The sequence below is a fragment of the Leptolyngbya sp. AN10 genome (assembly GCF_050565645.1).
Classification (GTDB): Bacteria; Cyanobacteriota; Cyanobacteriia; order Leptolyngbyales; family Leptolyngbyaceae; genus Leptolyngbya.
The window spans coordinates 1-19,103 of the sequence record NZ_JBNXVP010000060.1 but is presented as its reverse complement, the minus strand read 5'-3'; the positions used below and the strand labels follow the sequence as shown (position 1 = coordinate 19,103).

Sequence of the window (19,103 nt, the reverse complement as noted above, 5' to 3'; positions counted from 1 at the left end):
GTCGCCCCCAAACCCCCAATTCTGGGGGCTTAAGACTCTTGCTCCCCCAAAGTTGGGGGCTGGGGGGCTTCCTAGAAGTGTCCTAACTCAAATAAGTACGGCTATAGAAATTCTTCTTCCTCAAAGTCCCCCAAATTTGGGGGATTTAGGGGGCATTAGCCGATACAACCGAAGCGAAAACCGTTTCAGATTCTTAGAATCCTCTAACACAAAGATTTAGAGGGCACACATCCGATCGAACAACATCAATTCATATTCTAGAGTCCGCCAGAAGCCAGCAGGACTAGAAGCAGCGATGTTGTATCTAATCCACCAGACGAAGGTTGACCCGGATTATTCGACTGTTGTTGCTGTTGCTGCATCATCATTAACAAGACCACGAGCATCATCGAGTTATCACCCATGCCGCCAGACGAACTAGAACGTCCCCCCTTACCAATACTCCGCCCCATTGACATGAAAAGCACGATCGGTAAAATATCCATTCGTGAATTCACACCAGACACCACATTCACACCAGGAGCATTCGGATCAGTCGTGGTTGTAAGGACTGGGGGTGCATCTCCTCCAGGAGTAATTGTCAGCCGCTGACGTTGCACATCAAACGATCGGGGCAAAATCGTAGAAATCAGCGACAACTGACGCAAACTTGCAAGATCGCTATTAACTTTCTTCAGTTGACTTTCAACATCGCCAATCTCTTCTTTCGTACTATTAACTTCACGCGCTAACTGCTTGTCTCTTGCCCGTCCCGCTTCAGCTTCACGCTTTAACTGTACAGCAGCCCCACTCCGACCATTAGAGCTAGGAGCAGGCTGGGGTCGCCAAGCATTTCCAGACGTGCGGACTCCACGAGGCGATCGCCGTCGTCTCGGTCGTCGTCGTGCCTCACCATACTGAAGATCTTCAAAGTCGGACTCGTAATCGCTCTCATCATATTCGTCGTAGGTTTCAACCATTTCATCCAGCATTTTTGGGTTCCTCTGTTTTGGATTGAGTAGAATTTGCTTTGCGCTTTAGTCGTTGCTGCGCGGCAGTTTGAGCAGTTCTGACCGCTGGAAGTATCCATTTGCGAAACATCGATCGCTCAGGCAGAATGCTTCCCGGTTTGCCTCTGCCTCGACACTCCGGACAGTCTGCATCTTGTCCCCAGCAGAGATAGCACGCTCCCAAAGCAGCAGCGAGTTGATCATTCTGCGTTTCCAGTTCTTCGAGTTGCCACTGCATCTCCTCGATCGTTCGTTGCATTCGTTCAAATCGGGCACGTAATCGATCGACTGTGCGGCGGCGCGATTGTCGATCGTTGTCTTCTGGATCAAGTTCGTCCTCGTTCTCTTCGCTTTCATTGTTAGAAAACGCTTGCGAAACGAGCATTCGCGTCATTGGATCAAGATCACCGTTCTCGTTGAGCAGTTCTTCGACGCTGGACTGTCCGCCCTGTCCAAGCAGCAGATTCATCAAGACTTGATTCATGTCGCTCATTCCGCACCTCGTTGACTGATCTGAAGTGGGCTTTCAGTCCTAGTCGTCGTTGTCTTGAAAGTCGTCCAGCATTTCATAGAAAAACTCGTCAAATTCAAGCAGTTCCGCGTCTTCATCCCAGCTTTCGTCACTTTCGTCGGTACTTTCATCCTCTTCATCCCAGCTTTCATCGGAGGACGTAAACAGAGATTCATTCGCTTGATAAAAGCTTTCGAGCAGATAATGAGCGCGGACATCGGGATTTGCTGGATCAAAACCGTTTGCCTCTGCAAAGCTCTCGTCGAGCATTTCGTACTCCTCAGCCGCACGAGTCGCAAACGTTCCTAGTGCTGCCAAGATCGACTGAATCGGAACAGATTGTCCACCGACGCGGACGCTGCCTGATCCAGTCCCTAATGACCTTAGAATTGCCTGCTGAGTTTGAGGCTGTGCCAACAGTGCGGCGAATTGTCCCCTTGCTCCTCGTTGCCCACCTGCAAGCGCCCCCATTGCCGTTTGCCCGAACTGTCCGATCAATCCTGCTGTACCGCCCCTACGACCGAGTGCGCCCAGAGCTTGCCCCCCCATTTGTTGAGCGATGCTTGCGGGTGTTGCACCCGGTCGCGGACGGTAAGTCGCACCACCCAATGCACCTCCTGCGATCGCACCTCCGATCGCGCCAAAGGGTCCAAGTGCTGCACCTGTGGTTGCACCTGACAGCGCTCCAGAAACAATTCCCGGTGCGCGGCGACCCACTTCCTGTCCAAACTGACCCAGCGATCGTCCGATGCTGCGAAAGAAGTTTTCAGCATCTTCGGGCGACATTTCTGGGAAAGTCTCAGTCAGCAGCGATTCAAGCTCCTCGGTGGGTAAATAGCGATATTGGGGAGTTAAAAACTGGCGGGTTGCATAGTAAGAATCGGTTGATTCATCATAGGGTGTGAATCGAATATTAGACATCACAGTTCCCTCTTTGATAGTCGTCTCCTAGTCATCAAACTGCTTGAATTTCACACTGATCAACAATCAGTGCGGGAAGCATCAATCGGTTAAACGAAGAGCAATATTGTGCAGCGATCGCGCTTCGTGACTTGCGTTTCTTTTAGTAATTGGGGGTCTAGTCTAAAAAACTGCGATCGACGCATTACGCAGCAAAAAGATCTAACCTTCTTTGTTGCTTCTATTATCTGTGACAAATCTGAGCCTGTTGCTGTATGTTCGAGATTCTTAATAACCAATACTTCAGATTAATGTTAAGCAACAATCGTGCTGGGATGATGAGAAGCGGGAGCTAGTCTCCCACCGATTAGTAAGATTGAAAAGGAGCGCGATTGATGCGGTCTAGATACTGATTCACTTTTTCATCATGCTCATCAGGAAGCCAATTCATTGGTTTCATCGTACAGACCTCTTGATTTGTATCGGATGTGCTATTTTGCTATATCCACTGTACAAAGTTTTCAGCGATCGCTGAGAGAAGTCGGAGAATCTTGATGCTTGTTCTCAAAAGTTCATTAGACACACAGTAATAGACCTGTAAACAGCGATCGAGCGTTAAGATACTCTACGGTCGTAAGGAATTGTTGAGACGTAATTTTGATGATCTCTGTTAAATCGAATTCTAAAGACTCACAGTTTTGTCGTTACAGCAACATCGCTGCCTGATTCTGTCCGTACCATTGCTGATGAGGCTCAATGTTAAAAATTAACTCAGAACCTTGATAGTCACTTACAAACTTACTAAAGTGAAATTAAGCATTTTGTCAGCGATTTTGGGGGAATGTAAACATGCAGAAGCCAACTGCGCTGAACATTACAGCCGTTGAAGCTGGATCATAACAATCCATCGAATTCATCTAGATTTACTTGGTTTTATAAAGATTTGTCATCGCAGAGCCTTGCTAATCTGCAATGACAAATCTTCGGAGAATCGCTTTTCTCTTCACCTACAAAAGCGACAAGTTAGATAAAGATTATCAAAGCTATGAAACATCGAGAAGGAACTCTTGCTGGATGGCAGGAGATAGAACTGTATTATCAAAGTTGGCATCCTGATGAGCCGAGTCAAGCAGTCGTCACGCTAGTTCATGGGTTGGGTGGACATAGTGATACGTTTGAGAATGTGGTGGAGTATTTAGTGCCGCAAGGCTATGAAGTCTATGCCTTTGATTTGCGGGGGCATGGACTTTCAGACGGACAACGAGGACATATCAATGCGTGGGCGGAGTTTCGGGAAGACTTACGCCTCTTTTTACGCTTTGTACGATCGCAGCGAACGAGTTGCCCAATCATTCTATGGGGACACAGTTTAGGCGGCACGATTGTCCTTGATTATGTTCTACGATCGCCCGATGAAATTCAAGGTTTAATTGTGACTGCACCTGCACTGGGGAAAGTGAATGTTTCGCCCGTGAAGTTAACGATCGGAAGATTGTTGTCGCGGATTGCTCCAAGATTTAGCCTGCACTTGGGGATTGGGCATCAGCTTGGATCGCGCGATCAAAAAGTTGTAGAACGTTATGTCCAAGATCCGCTGCGGCATGATTATGGGAGCGCCCGACTTGCGACTGAGTATTTTGCGACGGTTCGCTGGATTTATCATCATGCGGCTGAGTTAACCATTCCACTGTTGATTATGCACGGAAGTAGCGATCGCGTTACTTTGCCTGAAGGAAGTCGAGAATTCTTTCAGCGGGTTATTTTTACAGATAAAGAGCATCGAGAATATCCAGGGAACTATCACGATTTGTATGTTGATTCGGACTATGAACTGGTATTTTCGGATCTAGAAAGTTGGTTAAAACGGCACTTGATCGATGCAGATACTTGTGAGCCGTTGTTATTTGAGACTTGAGCATCATTCACCTATGGAGGAGAAGAATTGAATTCTTCTTACGATCGATGTTTGAAGTTAAGGAAGCGCAACAGAACCACCAATCATCATTGTTGGGACGAACGTTACCCTCATTGTTAGAAGAAGCTTGCAAGCTGCGTCCAAATGCCGCTGCATTGAATCAATGGACAGACTCAGGATGGCAATCGATCTCGAATCAAACTTTTCGGACAAAGGCGGAAACCTTGGCGTTGGGATTGTTAGAGTTGGGATTGGTGCAGGGCGATCGAGTGGCATTGTTAATGCCGAGCGATGTTAATTTTGCGATCGCGGATATGGGTTGTTTAATGGCTAGTTTGGTTGATGTGCCGATTGATCTGACTCAAACATTGGAGACGATTGTTTTAGTATTACAACAGAGTGGATCAAAGGCATTAATCGTTGCGAATTTGGATTTACTACAGCAGGTTTTACCTTATTTAGAGCAAGTAGCAGAATTGAGGTATATTCTTTTGGCAGAAGTGCCGGAAGATTGGCGATCGAACAATCCGCAGCGGATTTACTCGATCGATCAAGTGAGCCAGATTGCTGCCAGTCGAGTGCCGGAACTTTATCGAACATCTCCCCAAGATTTAGCAACACTCGTTTATGTTCCTGAAGGCAATGGACAATGGCTCGGAGTGATGCTTACGCATGAGAATCTTTCGGGGAATGCCTTAGCTGCATTTGCAAGCTTATCGCGGCTGCATTGGGGAGCAGCGGATATTGTTCTTTCGTTTCTACCCTTAACCCATGTGTTTGCTCGATGCTTGATGTATGGGCATTTCTACTACGGACATACCATTTATTTTTCGAGTGCAAATCGGGTATTTAAGCATCTAAAAGAAGTTCAGCCAACAATTTTCGCAACTGTGCCGCTTCTGTTAGAAAAGCTTTATAGCAAAACAATGGAACAGGCAGAGCGGTTAACTTCCAGGCGAGAACGAATTGCGTTTGCATTGATGCTATGGTTTGCAAAACGGCATCAGTTAGGACAATCAAGAACCGATGCGCTGTTGCAGAAATTTGTGACTCGGTTTGGATTGTCACAGTGGCGATCGCTGTTTGGCGATCGATTAAAGTATGTGCTGTGTGGTGGGGCAGCTTTGAAATCAGAATTAGTCACGGTGTTTGCAGCAGCAGGCATTGATATCTATCAAGGCTATGGGTTGACACAGACAAGTGCGATTGTGAGTTGTAATCGCGATCGTGCAAATCGGGCTGGAACTGTGGGGAAATTGCTCGAAGGAGTGGAAATTGCGATCGCGCCTGATCAAGAGATTCTAGTGGGGGGAGCGTATGTGATGCGCGGTTATTACCAAGATTCCGAAGCGACTAAGAGTGCGATCGATGAAGAAGGCTGGCTACATACTGGGGATTTGGGTGTATTTACGAAAGATGGATTTTTGCAGGTCACAGGACAAAAGAAAGCACTGTTTAAGTTAGCCAGTGGAAAGTATATTGCACCGCGTTCGATCGAGGCGCGATTAAAAGCATCGCCGTGGGTGAAAGATGCGATCGTAGTAGGAGCAGGACAAAAGGTTTGTGGGGCGTTGATTGTTCCAAACTTTGAAACATTGCGAGATTTGGAGCTAGAAGGCGATGAAACCACATTGCTGAATCACCCTTGTCTAAGAGCGGTGTATCAATTGATCGTTGATGAAGCGAACTGTCATCAGCCTTACTGGGGGGCTGTGAAGCGATTTCGATTGATCAATGAAACTACGAGCACGCAAGCGTGTGCCAGAGGCATCGGAACTAATCTAATAAAAGAAATTCATCTGTTGTACAGTGAAGGTAAGACTCCGCTACAAGATTCTTCAGACTTCGATCTTCAAGAATTGGAATGTCCAATTCTTCCTGTTAAAGCCTGTCCAACCTTTGCTCAATCGCTTCATCCTCGGTTTACCACCTCATAGCAGAGAGGATTGTGAAAGTATGTTTAAACCATTTCAAACCGTCGCAGTATTAGGTGCAGGTGTGATGGGCAGTCAAATCGCGGCACACCTCGCGAATGTGGGGCTAACGGTTCATCTATTGGACATTGCTTCTCAGACTGGATTAAAGAATGATCTAATTGAAGGTGCATGGAAAAAAGCGCTGAAACTATCGCCGCCAATTCTATTCACAGAAAAAGTTGCAAGGCGAATCAAACTTGGCAACTTTGATGAACACTTCGATCGACTCCGCCAAGTGGATTGGGTGATCGAAGCAGTTGTCGAAGATTTACAGATTAAGCAGCAGTTGATGGAACGCTTAGAAACCGTCATTCAGCCTGAGACGATTGTTTCTACTAACACCAGCGGGATTCCGATTCGATGGATTGCAAAAGGTCAATCGGAGTCATTCCGCAAGCGATTTTTAGGAACTCACTTTTTTAATCCTCCCCGTTATCTAAAGTTACTGGAACTCATTCCAACTCAAGACACAGATTCATCGGTTCTCGATCGCATGAAATGGTTTGGTGAGTTGTACTTAGGAAAGGGCGTAGTCATTGCTAAAGATACACCAAACTTCATTGCAAACCGGATTGGCATATTTGTGACTCTGTTGGGCATCAAAGCGTGGATTGAGCAAGGTTACTCGATCGAGGAAATTGATACGTTAACCGGAACGCTGATCGGTAGACCAAAATCGGCAACGTTTCGGACAGCGGATTTAGTCGGGTTAGATACCTTGGTCGCTGTTGCTGATCATCTTTATCAAGCTGCACCAAACGATGAACATCGTGAGATTTTTCAAGTTCCGGATGTGTTGCGAAAAATGGTAGCAAGCGGAATGTTAGGTGCAAAAACTGGACAGGGATTCTATAAAAAGCAACAGGGACAGATTTTATCGATCAATCCGAAGACATTCACCTATGAAGCCGCGCAACCTCTGAATTTAGGTGAACTCGATCAGATTGCAGCTTTACCACTGCGCGATCGTATCCGAACGCTTTATGCCACTCCTGGACGAGCAGGTGATTTCTTCCGGCAAACAACATTGGAAATGCTGAACTATAGCGCCCATCGGGTTCCAGAAATTGCAGATGATCCACAAGATATCGATCGAGCAATGCGCTGGGGATTTGGTTGGGACATGGGAGTATTTGAGCTTTGGGATGTTCTAGAAACGGTGGTCACTGATGAGATGAACCTCCCGACTTGGGTTAAATCTTCCTGTTATTCAACTGTCAGTGTTGAGGAAAAAGTAGTTTGGCAAAATGCTGAAGCTGCTTTGTTAGATATGGATGAAGGTGTGTTGCTGTATGAATTTCGATCGAAAGGAAATACTTTAAGCAACAAAGTGCTAGAAGGATTTACAGCAGCATTATCGATTCTAGAAACGAGCGACTACAAAGGCTTAGTGATCGGGAACAAGAGTGATCACTTCTCAGGTGGTGCAAACCTAGCAGAAATGGCAATGATGGCACAGTCCAAAGATGGAAGTGCGATCGCAACTCTCATTTTAGAGTTCCAACAATTGCTTCAGCGGATTCATTATTCACCGAAACCGATCATCGCAGCGATTCAGGGTCGTGTGCTGGGAGGGGGTTGTGAGTTAGTCATGGCTTGTCCGAAAGTCGTTGCAGCGGCTGAGACCTACATCGGACTGGTAGAAGTGGGTGTGGGACTGATTCCGGGTGCAGGTGGACTGATGCGAATGGCAAGTCGAGCCGCAGAACGAGCCGCAACCGAAACGCCCAGCCATGTTTTGCCTTTCTTGAGAACTGCATTTGAAACGATCGCGACTGCCAAAGTTTCGACCAGTGCAGCCGAGGCGCAAATACTCGGATTCTTGCCTTATGATGCTCGCATTTTAATCAATGGGGAACCTCGATTGGAAGTAGCAAAAGCAGAGGTATTACACCTCGATCTCATTGGTTACAGACCTCCTTCCAACCCTTCGATTTTCGTGTTGGGACAGTCAGGACGAGCGGCACTAGAACAGCTTGCTTATGTATACGAACAAGGCGGATTTGCGAGTGCATACGATCGATATCTAGCATCTCGAATCGCATTTGTATTAACGGGTGGAGAACTAACTGCGCCTGCATTAGTCTCTGAGGATTACTTACTGCAACTTGAACGAGAATCGTTTGTGCCGCTGTTAAGTCAAGAAAAAACTCAAGCACGAATGCTCCACTTGCTCAAAACTAAGAAGCCGCTACGGAATTGAGGAAAAGACTATGCAAGAAGCTTACATTGTTAGTAGTGTTAGAACTGCGATCGCTAAAGCTCCTCGTGGAAAGCTGCGGAATGTGCGACCTGATGATTTAGCTGCGATCGTGCTAAAAGCTGCACTCAAAAAAGTGCCTGATTTAGACCTCAATCAGGTCGAAGATGTGATTTTTGGCTGCGCGTTTCCCGAAGCAGAACAAGGAATGAATTTAGGTCGTGTGATTGCTCAACGGGCTGGATTACCTGATTCTGTCGCAGGAGCAACCGTGAATCGATTTTGTGCCTCTAGCTTGCAAGCGATCGCACAAGCGCATCAAGCGATCGTTACAGGACAGGCGGAGGTAATGATTGCGGGGGGTGTGGAGTCGATGAGTCTGATGCCAATGGGCGGACACGATTTGTTGCCAAATCCAACCTTGGTGGCGGAAATGCCGCAGTTTTATTGCACGATGGGAGCAACGGCTGAGACAGTTGCAAAACAGTATGATGTTTCTCGGACTGACCAAGATGCTTTTGCTTTACGATCGCATCAACGAGCCATTGAAGCGATACGATCGGGACGATTTGATGATGAGTTGATTCCGGTTCCAGTTCGCGAAACAATCTATCTCGATAGCAAACCCCAGCTTGTAGAAAGCATTGTGCAAACCGATGAAGGACCTAGATCAGATACCAGTTTAGAAGCGCTCTCGAAGTTACCTCCAGTGTTCCGAGTCGGTGGATCAGTCACAGCCGGAAATTCTTCTCAAACTTCGGATGGTGCAGCAGCAACAATTTTAGTTAGTGCGGCAAAGCTCAAAGAATTCAAGCTCCAACCTTTAGGACGAATGCTTGGATTTGCGGTGGCGGGTGTTCCTCCTGAAATTATGGGAATCGGTCCTGTTGTTGCAGTTCCCAAGGTTTTACAGCAAGTAGGACTTCGCTTAGAAGACATCGGATTGATTGAGTTGAATGAAGCCTTCGCTGCACAATCATTAGCAGTGATTCGGAAGCTGGGATTGAATGATGAGATTGTGAATGTGAATGGAGGTGCGATCGCGTTAGGTCATCCGTTGGGTTGTACCGGGGCAAGAGTGACAGCAACTCTATTGCATGAAATGAAACGGCGCGGCGTTCGGTATGGGTTAGCAACGATGTGTGTAGGCGGAGGAATGGGAGCGGCTGCGGTGTTTGAGAATTTGATGCGATAAGAGCGGTTCGGGTGCTGTGTTCAATGAGTTCTTAGGAGAATAAGCGATGTTGCTTCTCTCACAATTAACAATTCTAATTCTGTTACTGTTAACAATCGGATTTATCGGTGTGCCGCTCTGGGTGTGGTTAGGGTATAGCGCGATCGCACTCTTTATCTTCGCTGCACCCCTTTGGCTCTGGAGCATTTATGCTGCGATCGCACTAATTCTATCCGTACCTCAGATCCGGCGACCCCTGCTCACAACGCCAATTATGAAGGTGATTCGTGTACCAAAAATTTCGGACACTGAACGAGCCGCGATCAATGCTGGAACAGTGTGGGTCGAGGGTGAATTCTTCTCAGGTGCACCAGATTTTGAGCGAATCAATCAAGCAGCCTATCCAGAAGTCACACCCGAATTACAGGCATTTCTGGATCAGCAAGTCGAACAAGTTTGTCGCATGGCAACGGATTGGGAGATTCATCAGCACAAAGATCTACCTGTAGCAGTATGGCAGTATCTCAAGCAGGAACGGTTCTTCGGCATGATGATTCCGGTTGAATATGGTGGTTTAGGATTCTCGAACTTTGCCTATAGCTCTGTGATGGCAAAACTCGCTTCACGATCGTTTATTCATACAGCAACAGTAGGTGTCACAAACTCTCTCGGTCCCGCTAAACTGTTGTTGAACTACGGAACTTCAGAGCAAAAAGCATACTATTTACCTCGACTTGCAAGCGGTGAAGAGATTCCTTGTTTTGCTTTAACCGAACCAACAGCGGGATCAGATGCAGCAAGTATTACAGCGAAGGGAACTGTATTTCAGGACGACGAGGGTAAGTTAATGGTGCGGTTGAATTTCCGCAAGCGATACATTACCTTGGGCGCGATCGCGACTTTAATCGGACTTGCCTTTAAGCTATCTGACCCAGATAATCTACTCGGCAAAGGTGAAGAGGTTGGAATTACCTGCATTCTGATTCCTGCGAACACCAAGGGCATGATTTTAGGAAAACGGCATGATCCAATGGGAGTTCCGTTTTACAATTCTCCAGTTAAAGGGCAAAATGTAATTGTTTCGGTTGATCAAATCATTGGCGGAGTCGAGCAAGCGGGACAAGGCTGGAAAATGTTAATGCAATCATTAGCAGCAGGGCGAGGAATTAGCTTTCCAGCAAGTTGTACCGGAGTTGCTAAGTTAGTTGCTCGTGTCACAGGAGCTTATTCTAAAGTTCGACAGCAATTTGGAAGTTCGATCGGACGCTTTGAAGGCATCGAAGAACCCCTGGCGAGAATTGGTGGACTGACTTATTTGCTCGATGCAGCTCGAATCTATACGGTGGGTGCGGTTGATGCGGGTGAAAAACCTGCGGTTGTGTCTGCGATCGCAAAATACCAATTTACAGAAACAACCCGCAAACTAGTGAACGATGGCATGGACATTCTGGGCGGCTCAGGGATTTGTCGCGGGTCACGAAATCTACTCGCAAACTTCTACATCGCCATGCCGATTCCGATCACGGTTGAAGGGTCGAACATTCTCACGCGCACACTGATGATCTTTGGACAAGGTGTAATTCGATGCCATCCTTATCTGTATTCGGAGATCAAAGCAATTGAAACCGGAGATACGATCGCATTTGATCAAGTCCTCTGGAAACACATTGGATCAATCACCCGAAACAAATTCCGAACCTTATTGCTAAGTCTATCGCGAGGCTATCTTGCACCCGTTCCCGGACACAAATTCACGAAGCGCTACTATCAAAAGCTTGCTTGGTCTTCTGCGATGTTTGCACTTCTCACTGATTTCCTCTTAGTTCGACTTGGCGGATCGCTGAAACGACATGAAAAGCTCACTGGAAGACTTGCAGATTGGTTGTCATGGATGTATTTGAGCAGTGCAACCTTGAGACGATTTGCAGCAGAAGGAGACAAGCCCGCAGATCTAATTCTTGTTCAGTGGGCAATGGATTACAGCTTTGCTCAAATGCAACAAGCTTTAGAAGGCATTCTAGTAAATCTGCCAATTCCCAGAGTTGCCCGCTCTATCTTGATCAGCTTTGTGAGAGTCAATCCGCTCGGCACACTTCCAACTGACAGACTAGGAAGCCAAGTAGCGCAAGCGTTACAGACGACTGGAGAAGATCGCGATCGCTTAACTGCTGGTATTTACCTTCCCAAGCAGCCCGATGAAGCATTGGGACGATTAGAGCAAGCATTTAAGCTTTGTGAGCAGGCTGAAGTGGTTATTAGCAAAATTAGGCAAGCGAGTCGAGCAGGACAGCTACTCCAAGAAAAGGGAGAAACATTGATTGAGGCTGCGCTAAAGACCGGAGTGATCACGGAAGCAGAAGCAGATTTGATTCGATTAGCAGAAACTGCGCGGTTGGATGCAATTCAGGTTGATGCTTTTACGATGCAGGAGTATCAGCATACAAGCCGAATTGTTGATCGATATCAACCGGAATTATGCGATCGCGTGGATAGGCGATCGAATTTGGCTTGCTATTAGACTTGCTTTGAAAATAGATTTTCATGCGTGGGTGTGAGCAAGATTCGATCGCGCTCATGATGTCTCCTGCATAAATGCCCTAGCGAATAGAATTCGCGGCTATACAAACGAAGTCCGCCTGCACGGACTGTCTGAAATATGGCTGTTATAGCAGTAGAAGTTTAGATTAGGACATCCTCGGAGTCGCCCCCAAACCCCCAATTCTGGGGGCTTAAGACTCTTGCTCCCCCAAACTTGGGGGCTGGGGGGCGATCTCGAAGTGTCCTAACTGAAATAAGTACGGCTGTTAGTGTACGAAGGTACACTTTGTCTGTATAGCCCCGAATTCCATCCGGTGGGCACTTACGATTCGTGCAGGAAATCTCTAGGTGAGTTTGATCGAATCAATGAAGTACGATCGCTAATACACCGCATAGAGAAGCTTAAACATTACGGGTTGAGTTCGGGATCGGTCGCCCCTTACAATACTTCTTGTGCGCTCATCCTTTCGACTGAGGACGATTCATGAACCTAGAAGTACTGGCGACATTACACAGCTTCTGTCGAGATGATGCTGCCTTTGAAGAACTCAAACAGACGCTCAACCACGAAATTCAACCGTTAGAGCAGGAAATCCAGAGATCGCAGTTTCAAGTTGAGCAACAGAAAGCGCTCTTTCGGGTCATTACTCGACTGCGGCAATCGATCGACCTGGAAACGATATTTCAAGAGACAGCAGCGGAAGTGCGGCAGCTATTGAAAGTCGATCGCGTGGGGATGTTTCGCTTCTACCCTGATTCCGGCTGGGACGATGGCGAATTTGTCTCAGAAGATGTCGATCCAGACTTTTCTCCAGCAATGGCACAAAAAGTTCACGATCACTGCTTTGGCGATCAGTTTGCCGTGCATTACGAACAGGGGCGAGTGCAAAACGTTACAGACATTTACGATGCAGGTCTCAGCGACTGTCATATTCAAGTTCTATCCCAGTTTCAAGTGAGAGCTAATCTGGTCGTCCCGCTGCTGCAAGGTCGTCATTTATGGGGATTGCTCTGCATTCATCAATGTCGTGCCCCTCGTCAATGGCAGGACACCGAAATCGAATTTGTTCAACAGATTGCAGATCACTTGGCAGTTGCTCTACAGCACGCAGAACTCCTGGCAGAACTCCGCTCAGAAGTCAGAGAGCGACAGCAAGCCGAGCAACGCGCTCAAGAACTCAATCAAGGATTGCGCCAAGCCATCCTCGAATTAACAGCAGTCAATCGGGAATTAGAAGCGTTCAGCTATTCTGTTTCCCATGACTTGCGGGCACCCTTACGCAGTATTGATGGCTTCAGTCAAGCCTTACTAGAAGACTGTTTAGATCAATTAGATACCAACGGGCAGAATCATTTGCGCCGCATCCGTTCAGCGACACAGCGGATGGGACAGTTGATCGATGACCTGCTCAGTCTGTCACGAGTGACGCGCAGTGACATTAACAAAGAATCCGTTGACCTTAGCCAAATCGCCAGCCGCATCTGCACTCATTTGCAGCAAGCGAACCCAGAGCGGCAAATTGAGTTTGAGATTCAAACTGGCTTGAACAATGATGGCGATCCTCAACTTCTGCACGTTGTTTTGAACAATTTGTTGAATAATGCCTGGAAATTTACCGCTCACGAACTGGTTGCAAAAATTGAGTTTGGAGCCATTGCTGGAGAAAAGGGTGTTCCGGTGTATTTTGTGCGGGATAATGGCGTAGGGTTTGAGATGGAATTTGTGGATAAGTTATTTAAACCGTTTCAGCGATTGCATCGGATGGGCGAATTTCCGGGGAATGGCATCGGGCTTGCCACAGTGCAGCGGATTGTGCATCGACACGGCGGTCAGACCTGGGCAGAGGGGGCTTTAAATCACGGTGCGACCTTTTATTTCACGTTAGCAGCAGGGGAGAATTAGGCATGAGTGCGATGGCAAATCAGAAGGTCATTCTGTTGGTAGAAGATAACCCCGATGATGAAGCCTTGACGATTCGTGCCCTGAAACGAAATCACATCGGCAATGAGATTGTGATCGCTCACGATGGCGTTGAAGCTCTGGATTATTTGTTTGGCACAGGAATGTATGCCGATCGCGATGTCAGCATCAAACCCTCGGTGGTTTTGCTCGATCTGAAGCTACCTCGCATTGATGGGCTTGAAGTTTTGCGGCGCTTACGGGAAAATGAGTCTACCAGACTATTGCCCGTGGTAATTTTAACGACCTCTAGCGAAGAACAAGATTTGCTCGATAGCTACAGCCTTGGATGCAATAGTTACATCCGCAAACCCGTTGATTTTCTCCAGTTTTCCGAAGCAATTCGGCAGTTGGGGATGTACTGGTTGCTGATGAATGAGACTCCACCCCTTTAGAGAAACGATCGCGATGATTCCCCTGCGCGTTTTAGTCGTTGAGGATTTAGAAGATGATCTGCTGCTGATGATGCGGGAGTTGCGTCGCGGTGGCTATGTCCCAGAGTATGCACGAGTGGAGACGGCGGAGGAAATGCAAGCCGCACTCGATCGTCAAGAGTGGGACCTTGTGATTGCCGATTATACTTTGCCGGAATTTAGTGCGCCAGGAGCGCTGAGACTGCTTCAAGGTCAGCAACGGGATTTACCCTTTATTATCGTTTCTGGCACGATCAACGAGGAAACCGCAGTCAGTGCCATGAAAGCGGGAGCGCATGACTACATTACCAAAGGCAATCTTGCCCGACTGATTCCAGCGATCGAGCGGGAACTGCGGGAGGCAGAGGAACGCCAAAAACGACACGAAGCAGAACAAGCCTTACGGGGAAGCGAACGGAAGATCCGAGAACAAGCTGCGTTACTCAACATTGCCTCGGATGCGATTTTTGTGCGCGATTTCTCGAATCAGATTACGTTCTGGAATCAGGGAGCAGAGCGGCTCTATGGATGGAGTGCACTAGAAGCATTCGAGCAAGATATTTGTACGCTGTTAAGGCAGCCGATCGATCAAGACGCTGAACTGCGTCTAGCAGTGCTAGAACAAGGCGAATGGCAAGGAGAATGCTGTAAATTCAATAAATTAGGACAGGAAGTGATTGTTGCAACTCGCTGTACTTTAGTGCGAGATGAAGCAGGCAACCCAAACGCAATTTTGACAGTAGATACAGACATTACTGAGAAAAAACAGTTAGAAGCTCAATTTCTACGCGCTCAACGATTAGAAAGTTTAGGAACACTCGCGAGTGGCGTTGCTCATGATTTTAACAATTTGCTCACTCCGATCTTGGCGATCGCACAACTGCTTCCGTTGAAGATTCCCGATCTAGATGAGTCGAATCAACAGTTGCTTCAGATCGTAGAAGATAATGTCAAACGAGGAGCCGATCTGGTGAAGCAAATTCTGATGTTTGCGCGAGGGGGAGAGGGAAAGCGCGTTCCCCTACAAATTCGGCGTAGTATCTCAGAAGTGGTTCGGGTAATTCGCCAAACGTTTCCGAAATCGATCGAGATTCGTATCCTTTTAGAATCCAATGATCTTTGGATGGTTTCTGCTGATCCAACTCAGCTACACCAAATTTTGATGAACCTTTGTGTGAATGCTCGTGATGCAATGCCAAAAGGTGGAAGGCTGAATATAGCGGCTGAGAACATTGTGATTGATGAAGCGTACCGCCGAATGAATCCAGAAGCTCGCCCTGGCTCTTTTGTCGCGATTACGGTTTCAGACACTGGTACAGGAATTCCGGCAGAACTAATCGAGCGAATTTTTGATCCCTTTTTCACCACAAAAGAAGTTGGAAAAGGAACAGGACTGGGACTCTCAACAGTTTTAGGAATCGTTAAAAATCATGGTGGTTTTATCAGGGTTTACAGCGAGATGGGGCGTGGATCAGAATTTCGGATCTATCTCCCTGCGATCGCTCAAGATATTGCTATACCCATTGAAGCTCCTGCTTGGCTTGAGGGGCAGAATGAACTTATTTTGATTGTTGAGGATGAACCGGCGATTCAGCAAGTGACGAAGATTGCTTTAGAATCGTGTAACTATCGGACATTGATTGCAAACGACGGCATTGAAGCAATCTCACTGTATGTAGAACATCAGCAAGACATTGATATCGTGTTAATGGACATGATGATGCCTTCGATGGATGGAATTACGGCAGTTCGCACCTTGCAAAAGCTCAATCCAAACGTCAGGGTGATTGCGATGAGTGGATTAGCGACGAATCGCCAACTTGCTGATACGATCGAGGGGAGTGTCAAGGCGTTTCTGCCGAAGCCCTACACCACAAAAAGCTTGCTGGCTACGTTGCAGAGTGTTCTTCAAGGCGATTAGTTCTTATTAAATCCAGAGTGTCTGGGTCATCTTCTACAACCAAAACGCGAACAGCATTCAGAGAAGCGGCATCAGGCGATCCGGCTGCTTGTTCTCTATTAGACGTATTCAAAAATTAAATTAGGCAGAAAAAAGATGGTAGAACGGGATTTTTACCGCTCACCATCCAATGAAAAACTTGTTTCATTATATCCAGACTTCTCCGCATCGCAGTCGCTCACTTTTGGGGATTGAATATGAGCAATTGTTGCCGTTAATCACCTATCTCCGACAGTTAGAAGCAGACCATCAAGCCGAACAGAATGCCCGCAAGATTCGAGTCAATGCCGCTGGAGCAGGTCGTCCAAGCGCGTTGAGTGCCGAAACCGAGATTTTGTTGTGCTTGTACTACTTGCGACACTACCCGACGTATGAGATTTTAGGCTTAACGTTTGAGGTGAGTGCCAGCCAAGCTCATGCAGTGGTGTACTATTGGGTGCAGTTTTTGCGCCAAGCTTTGCCCGCGAGTCTGTGCGAGGAGTTTGAGGATTGCGAGGCAGCCTGGTCAGTGGTCACAGAAATGCTCGTGGACTGGGAGTTGATTGTCGATAGTACCGAGCAGGTGCGTCAACGCCCCGATGACTCGGAACTTCAGAAGCAACACTACTCCGGCAAAAAGAAGCAGACGACCTACAAACAATCGGTGATTGGCTTTCCCGATGGCAGTGATATTGTCGATGCCACCGTTGCCCATCCCGGACCGAAAGCAGATATTCGCTTATTTCAGCAACAACAATCGCAGTTTCGCACCACACAGACCTTTGCTGGCGATAAAGCTTATCAAGGGGCAGAGCGCACCCGCACCCCACACAAGAAGCCCAGAGGACGGGAACTGAGCGAGGCGCAAACCGAAGCCAATCGCATCTTTGCGGGCGAACGGATTGTGATTGAACATCTGATGCGCCACCTCAAGATCTTCCGCGCTGCCAAAGAAATCGTGCGATTGAGAAAGGACAATTACATCGAAGTCATCCTAGCCATTTGTGGCTTAGTTCGACTGCGATTAGGTGCGATTGAATTGCCTGTTTAAGGAGTAGAAAAAACGGGAGGTGATGACGATGTAAGTCCTCAATGTTGATTGTTCATCGCTGATAGAAACTGCCGCAAACCCGCATGATTGCGTTCGGCAGCTATTCTGGTGAGATCGTCCTCAAACCCAGGAACAGTAACGCTTGTAAATTTCTGAAAAGGTCTATTATGAGAAGACTTATGAACTGTGGGATCAAGCAGGCTTGAGTGTGCCGCCTGTGTTCATTGTCGTGTGTAATAACACCTCGACTTCTAAGCTGGTTTATGACTTTATTTCGGGGTTCGATCGCGTTCAGGAAGATGGGAGCGTGACTCCTCATGCGGGGCGATTGCCGTTGTTTCGGAACTATGATGAGCATGGAAATCGACTGGCACGACCACGCACATTATTGATTGATAGTGAACAGCTTGAGTCGGGGGAAGCGTTGGATGATAACTTCCGGGGAATGGCAGCAGATGAAATCGATCGCTTCCGACGAGAGTTAGTGCAGCGTAGTGGAAATTTGAGTGCGGGACAAGGCATTACGGATCAAGATTTGCTGCGGGAAGTGATGAATACGGTTGGGAAGCAAGGGAAGCTGGGAGAGTCTATTCGCTGTATAGTAACCCAAGTTGCTAGTTAGAAGCGTTGACGGCAATCGATTCAATAAAATCTCTCCAAGACCGATTGCCTTGGAGAGAAACAAAAATGATTACTGAAATTATAGCGATCTACGCCATCACCGATGATCTGTTGAACGCGATCGCTCATCAGGAGGACTGCCGGGTACAGATGAGCGATGCGGAGGTGATCACCACTGCCCTGGTTGCTGCCCGATTTTTCGGCGGCAATCATTGCCTGTCTCAGCAGTATCTCAAAGAGCAAGGGTTGATCCCGAAGATGTTGGACAAGTCGCGGGGTATGTCAAGAGTTTTGTGTCAAAGCCCAAAATCTAAGTTGAAAAGCGATCTTCAAATTCGATCGCAAATCGATTTAGAGCCGCTTTCCAATCTTTAATTGGCATCGTCCACTTTTTGGCAATGTTCTCCATTGCCAAGTAAATCACTTTCAATGCAGCGTCATCAGTGGGAAAGGATCTGTGATTCTTAATCACCTTTCGCAGGGTCATGTTCAGCGATTCAATCGCATTGGTCGTGTCGATCGCTTTGCGAATCTCAGCCGGGAATGCGAAGAACGGAATGACGTGTTGCCAATGGTTCATCCAGGAACGGCTAATCGTAGGATATTGCTTGTCCCACTTCTCGGCAAACGCCACTAATTGCTGCTCTGCCTCGGCTTCGGTCGCGGACGTATAAATCAGCTTCAGGTCTGCTGCTACCCTTTTACGGTCTTTGTACGAGACATACGAGAGTGAATTGCGAACCATGTGAACAATGCACCAGCAATTCTCATTATGACTTTTGACTATCGAAAGCCATGAGAACGCGGTAGGGTAAAAGAGTCAAAAGCCCCTTCAGTGAGTCGAAAACGTTGACCCCGACCCGCAAGTTTGACGGCATCATTGGGTTCTTTCGCGACGTGCTGCAAACGTTACCGG

The 19,103-nt window shown here is 47.4% G+C and carries 13 protein-coding genes and 2 pseudogenes; 11 read left to right on the top strand and 4 right to left on the bottom strand.

Going from position 1 to position 19,103, the window contains the following annotated elements:
- Positions 1 to 257 precede the first annotated feature (257 nt).
- Genes ACQ4M5_RS38445 through ACQ4M5_RS38435 form a run of 3 tightly spaced genes read right to left on the bottom strand, consistent with a single transcriptional unit; the run spans position 258 to position 2,421 of the window.
- The gene (locus ACQ4M5_RS38445) at positions 258 to 971 is read right to left on the bottom strand and encodes a hypothetical protein (protein ID WP_430681069.1); all 714 of its coding nucleotides are present in this window, start codon (positions 969 to 971) and stop codon (positions 258 to 260) included.
- Entirely contained in the window at positions 961 to 1,482 is a 522-nt protein-coding gene (locus ACQ4M5_RS38440; RefSeq protein WP_430681068.1) for a hypothetical protein, read from the bottom strand. The genes ACQ4M5_RS38445 and ACQ4M5_RS38440 overlap by 11 nt, the downstream gene beginning before the upstream one ends.
- A gap of 39 nt (positions 1,483 to 1,521) precedes the next feature.
- Positions 1,522 to 2,421: a hypothetical protein gene (locus ACQ4M5_RS38435; protein WP_430681067.1), complete on the bottom strand. Its 900-nt coding sequence runs from the start codon at positions 2,419 to 2,421 to the stop codon at positions 1,522 to 1,524.
- Positions 2,422 to 3,445: 1,024 nt separating this feature from the next.
- On the opposite strand from ACQ4M5_RS38435, the gene ACQ4M5_RS38430 reads away from it, so the two are divergent.
- The 11 genes and pseudogenes from ACQ4M5_RS38430 to ACQ4M5_RS38380 form a co-directional block, all read left to right on the top strand.
- The gene (locus tag ACQ4M5_RS38430) at positions 3,446 to 4,315 is read left to right on the top strand and encodes a lysophospholipase (RefSeq protein WP_430681066.1); all 870 of its coding nucleotides are present in this window, start codon (positions 3,446 to 3,448) and stop codon (positions 4,313 to 4,315) included.
- A 47-nt stretch (positions 4,316 to 4,362) separates the two neighbouring features.
- Entirely contained in the window at positions 4,363 to 6,252 is a 1,890-nt protein-coding gene (locus ACQ4M5_RS38425) for an AMP-dependent synthetase/ligase (protein ID WP_430681065.1), read from the top strand.
- 19 nt (positions 6,253 to 6,271) lie between these two features.
- Complete coding sequence (locus ACQ4M5_RS38420) at positions 6,272 to 8,494, top strand: 3-hydroxyacyl-CoA dehydrogenase NAD-binding domain-containing protein (RefSeq protein WP_430681064.1); 2,223 nt, start codon at positions 6,272 to 6,274, stop codon at positions 8,492 to 8,494.
- Positions 8,495 to 8,504: 10 nt separating this feature from the next.
- The gene (locus tag ACQ4M5_RS38415; RefSeq protein WP_430681063.1) at positions 8,505 to 9,686 is read left to right on the top strand and encodes a thiolase family protein; all 1,182 of its coding nucleotides are present in this window, start codon (positions 8,505 to 8,507) and stop codon (positions 9,684 to 9,686) included.
- 46 nt (positions 9,687 to 9,732) lie between these two features.
- Entirely contained in the window at positions 9,733 to 12,183 is a 2,451-nt protein-coding gene (locus ACQ4M5_RS38410; RefSeq protein WP_430681062.1) for an acyl-CoA dehydrogenase, read from the top strand.
- Between the two features lie 504 nt (positions 12,184 to 12,687).
- On the top strand, positions 12,688 to 14,106 hold the full coding sequence (locus ACQ4M5_RS38405) for a GAF domain-containing protein (protein ID WP_430681061.1): 1,419 nt from the start codon (positions 12,688 to 12,690) through the stop codon (positions 14,104 to 14,106).
- A 2-nt stretch (positions 14,107 to 14,108) separates the two neighbouring features.
- Entirely contained in the window at positions 14,109 to 14,558 is a 450-nt protein-coding gene (locus tag ACQ4M5_RS38400; protein ID WP_430681060.1) for a response regulator, read from the top strand.
- Positions 14,539 to 16,497 (top strand): response regulator, encoded by a 1,959-nt coding sequence (locus ACQ4M5_RS38395; RefSeq protein ID WP_430681059.1) that lies wholly within the window; start codon positions 14,539 to 14,541, stop codon positions 16,495 to 16,497. Before ACQ4M5_RS38400 ends, ACQ4M5_RS38395 begins: the two co-directional genes overlap by 20 nt.
- Before the next feature lie 169 nt (positions 16,498 to 16,666).
- A complete protein-coding gene (locus tag ACQ4M5_RS38390; RefSeq protein ID WP_430681058.1) occupies positions 16,667 to 17,566 on the top strand; it encodes a transposase in 900 nt (299 codons plus the stop codon).
- Positions 17,567 to 17,774: 208 nt separating this feature from the next.
- Entirely contained in the window at positions 17,775 to 18,188 is a 414-nt protein-coding gene (locus tag ACQ4M5_RS38385; RefSeq protein WP_430681057.1) for a hypothetical protein, read from the top strand.
- A gap of 65 nt (positions 18,189 to 18,253) precedes the next feature.
- A pseudogene (locus ACQ4M5_RS38380) lies at positions 18,254 to 18,463 on the top strand (IS982 family transposase); the annotation flags it as partial.
- Positions 18,464 to 18,497: 34 nt separating this feature from the next.
- Here the strand turns inward: ACQ4M5_RS38380 and ACQ4M5_RS38375 are convergent.
- Positions 18,498 to 18,944: pseudogene (locus ACQ4M5_RS38375) on the bottom strand (transposase); the annotation flags it as partial.
- Positions 18,945 to 19,103 lie beyond the last annotated feature (159 nt).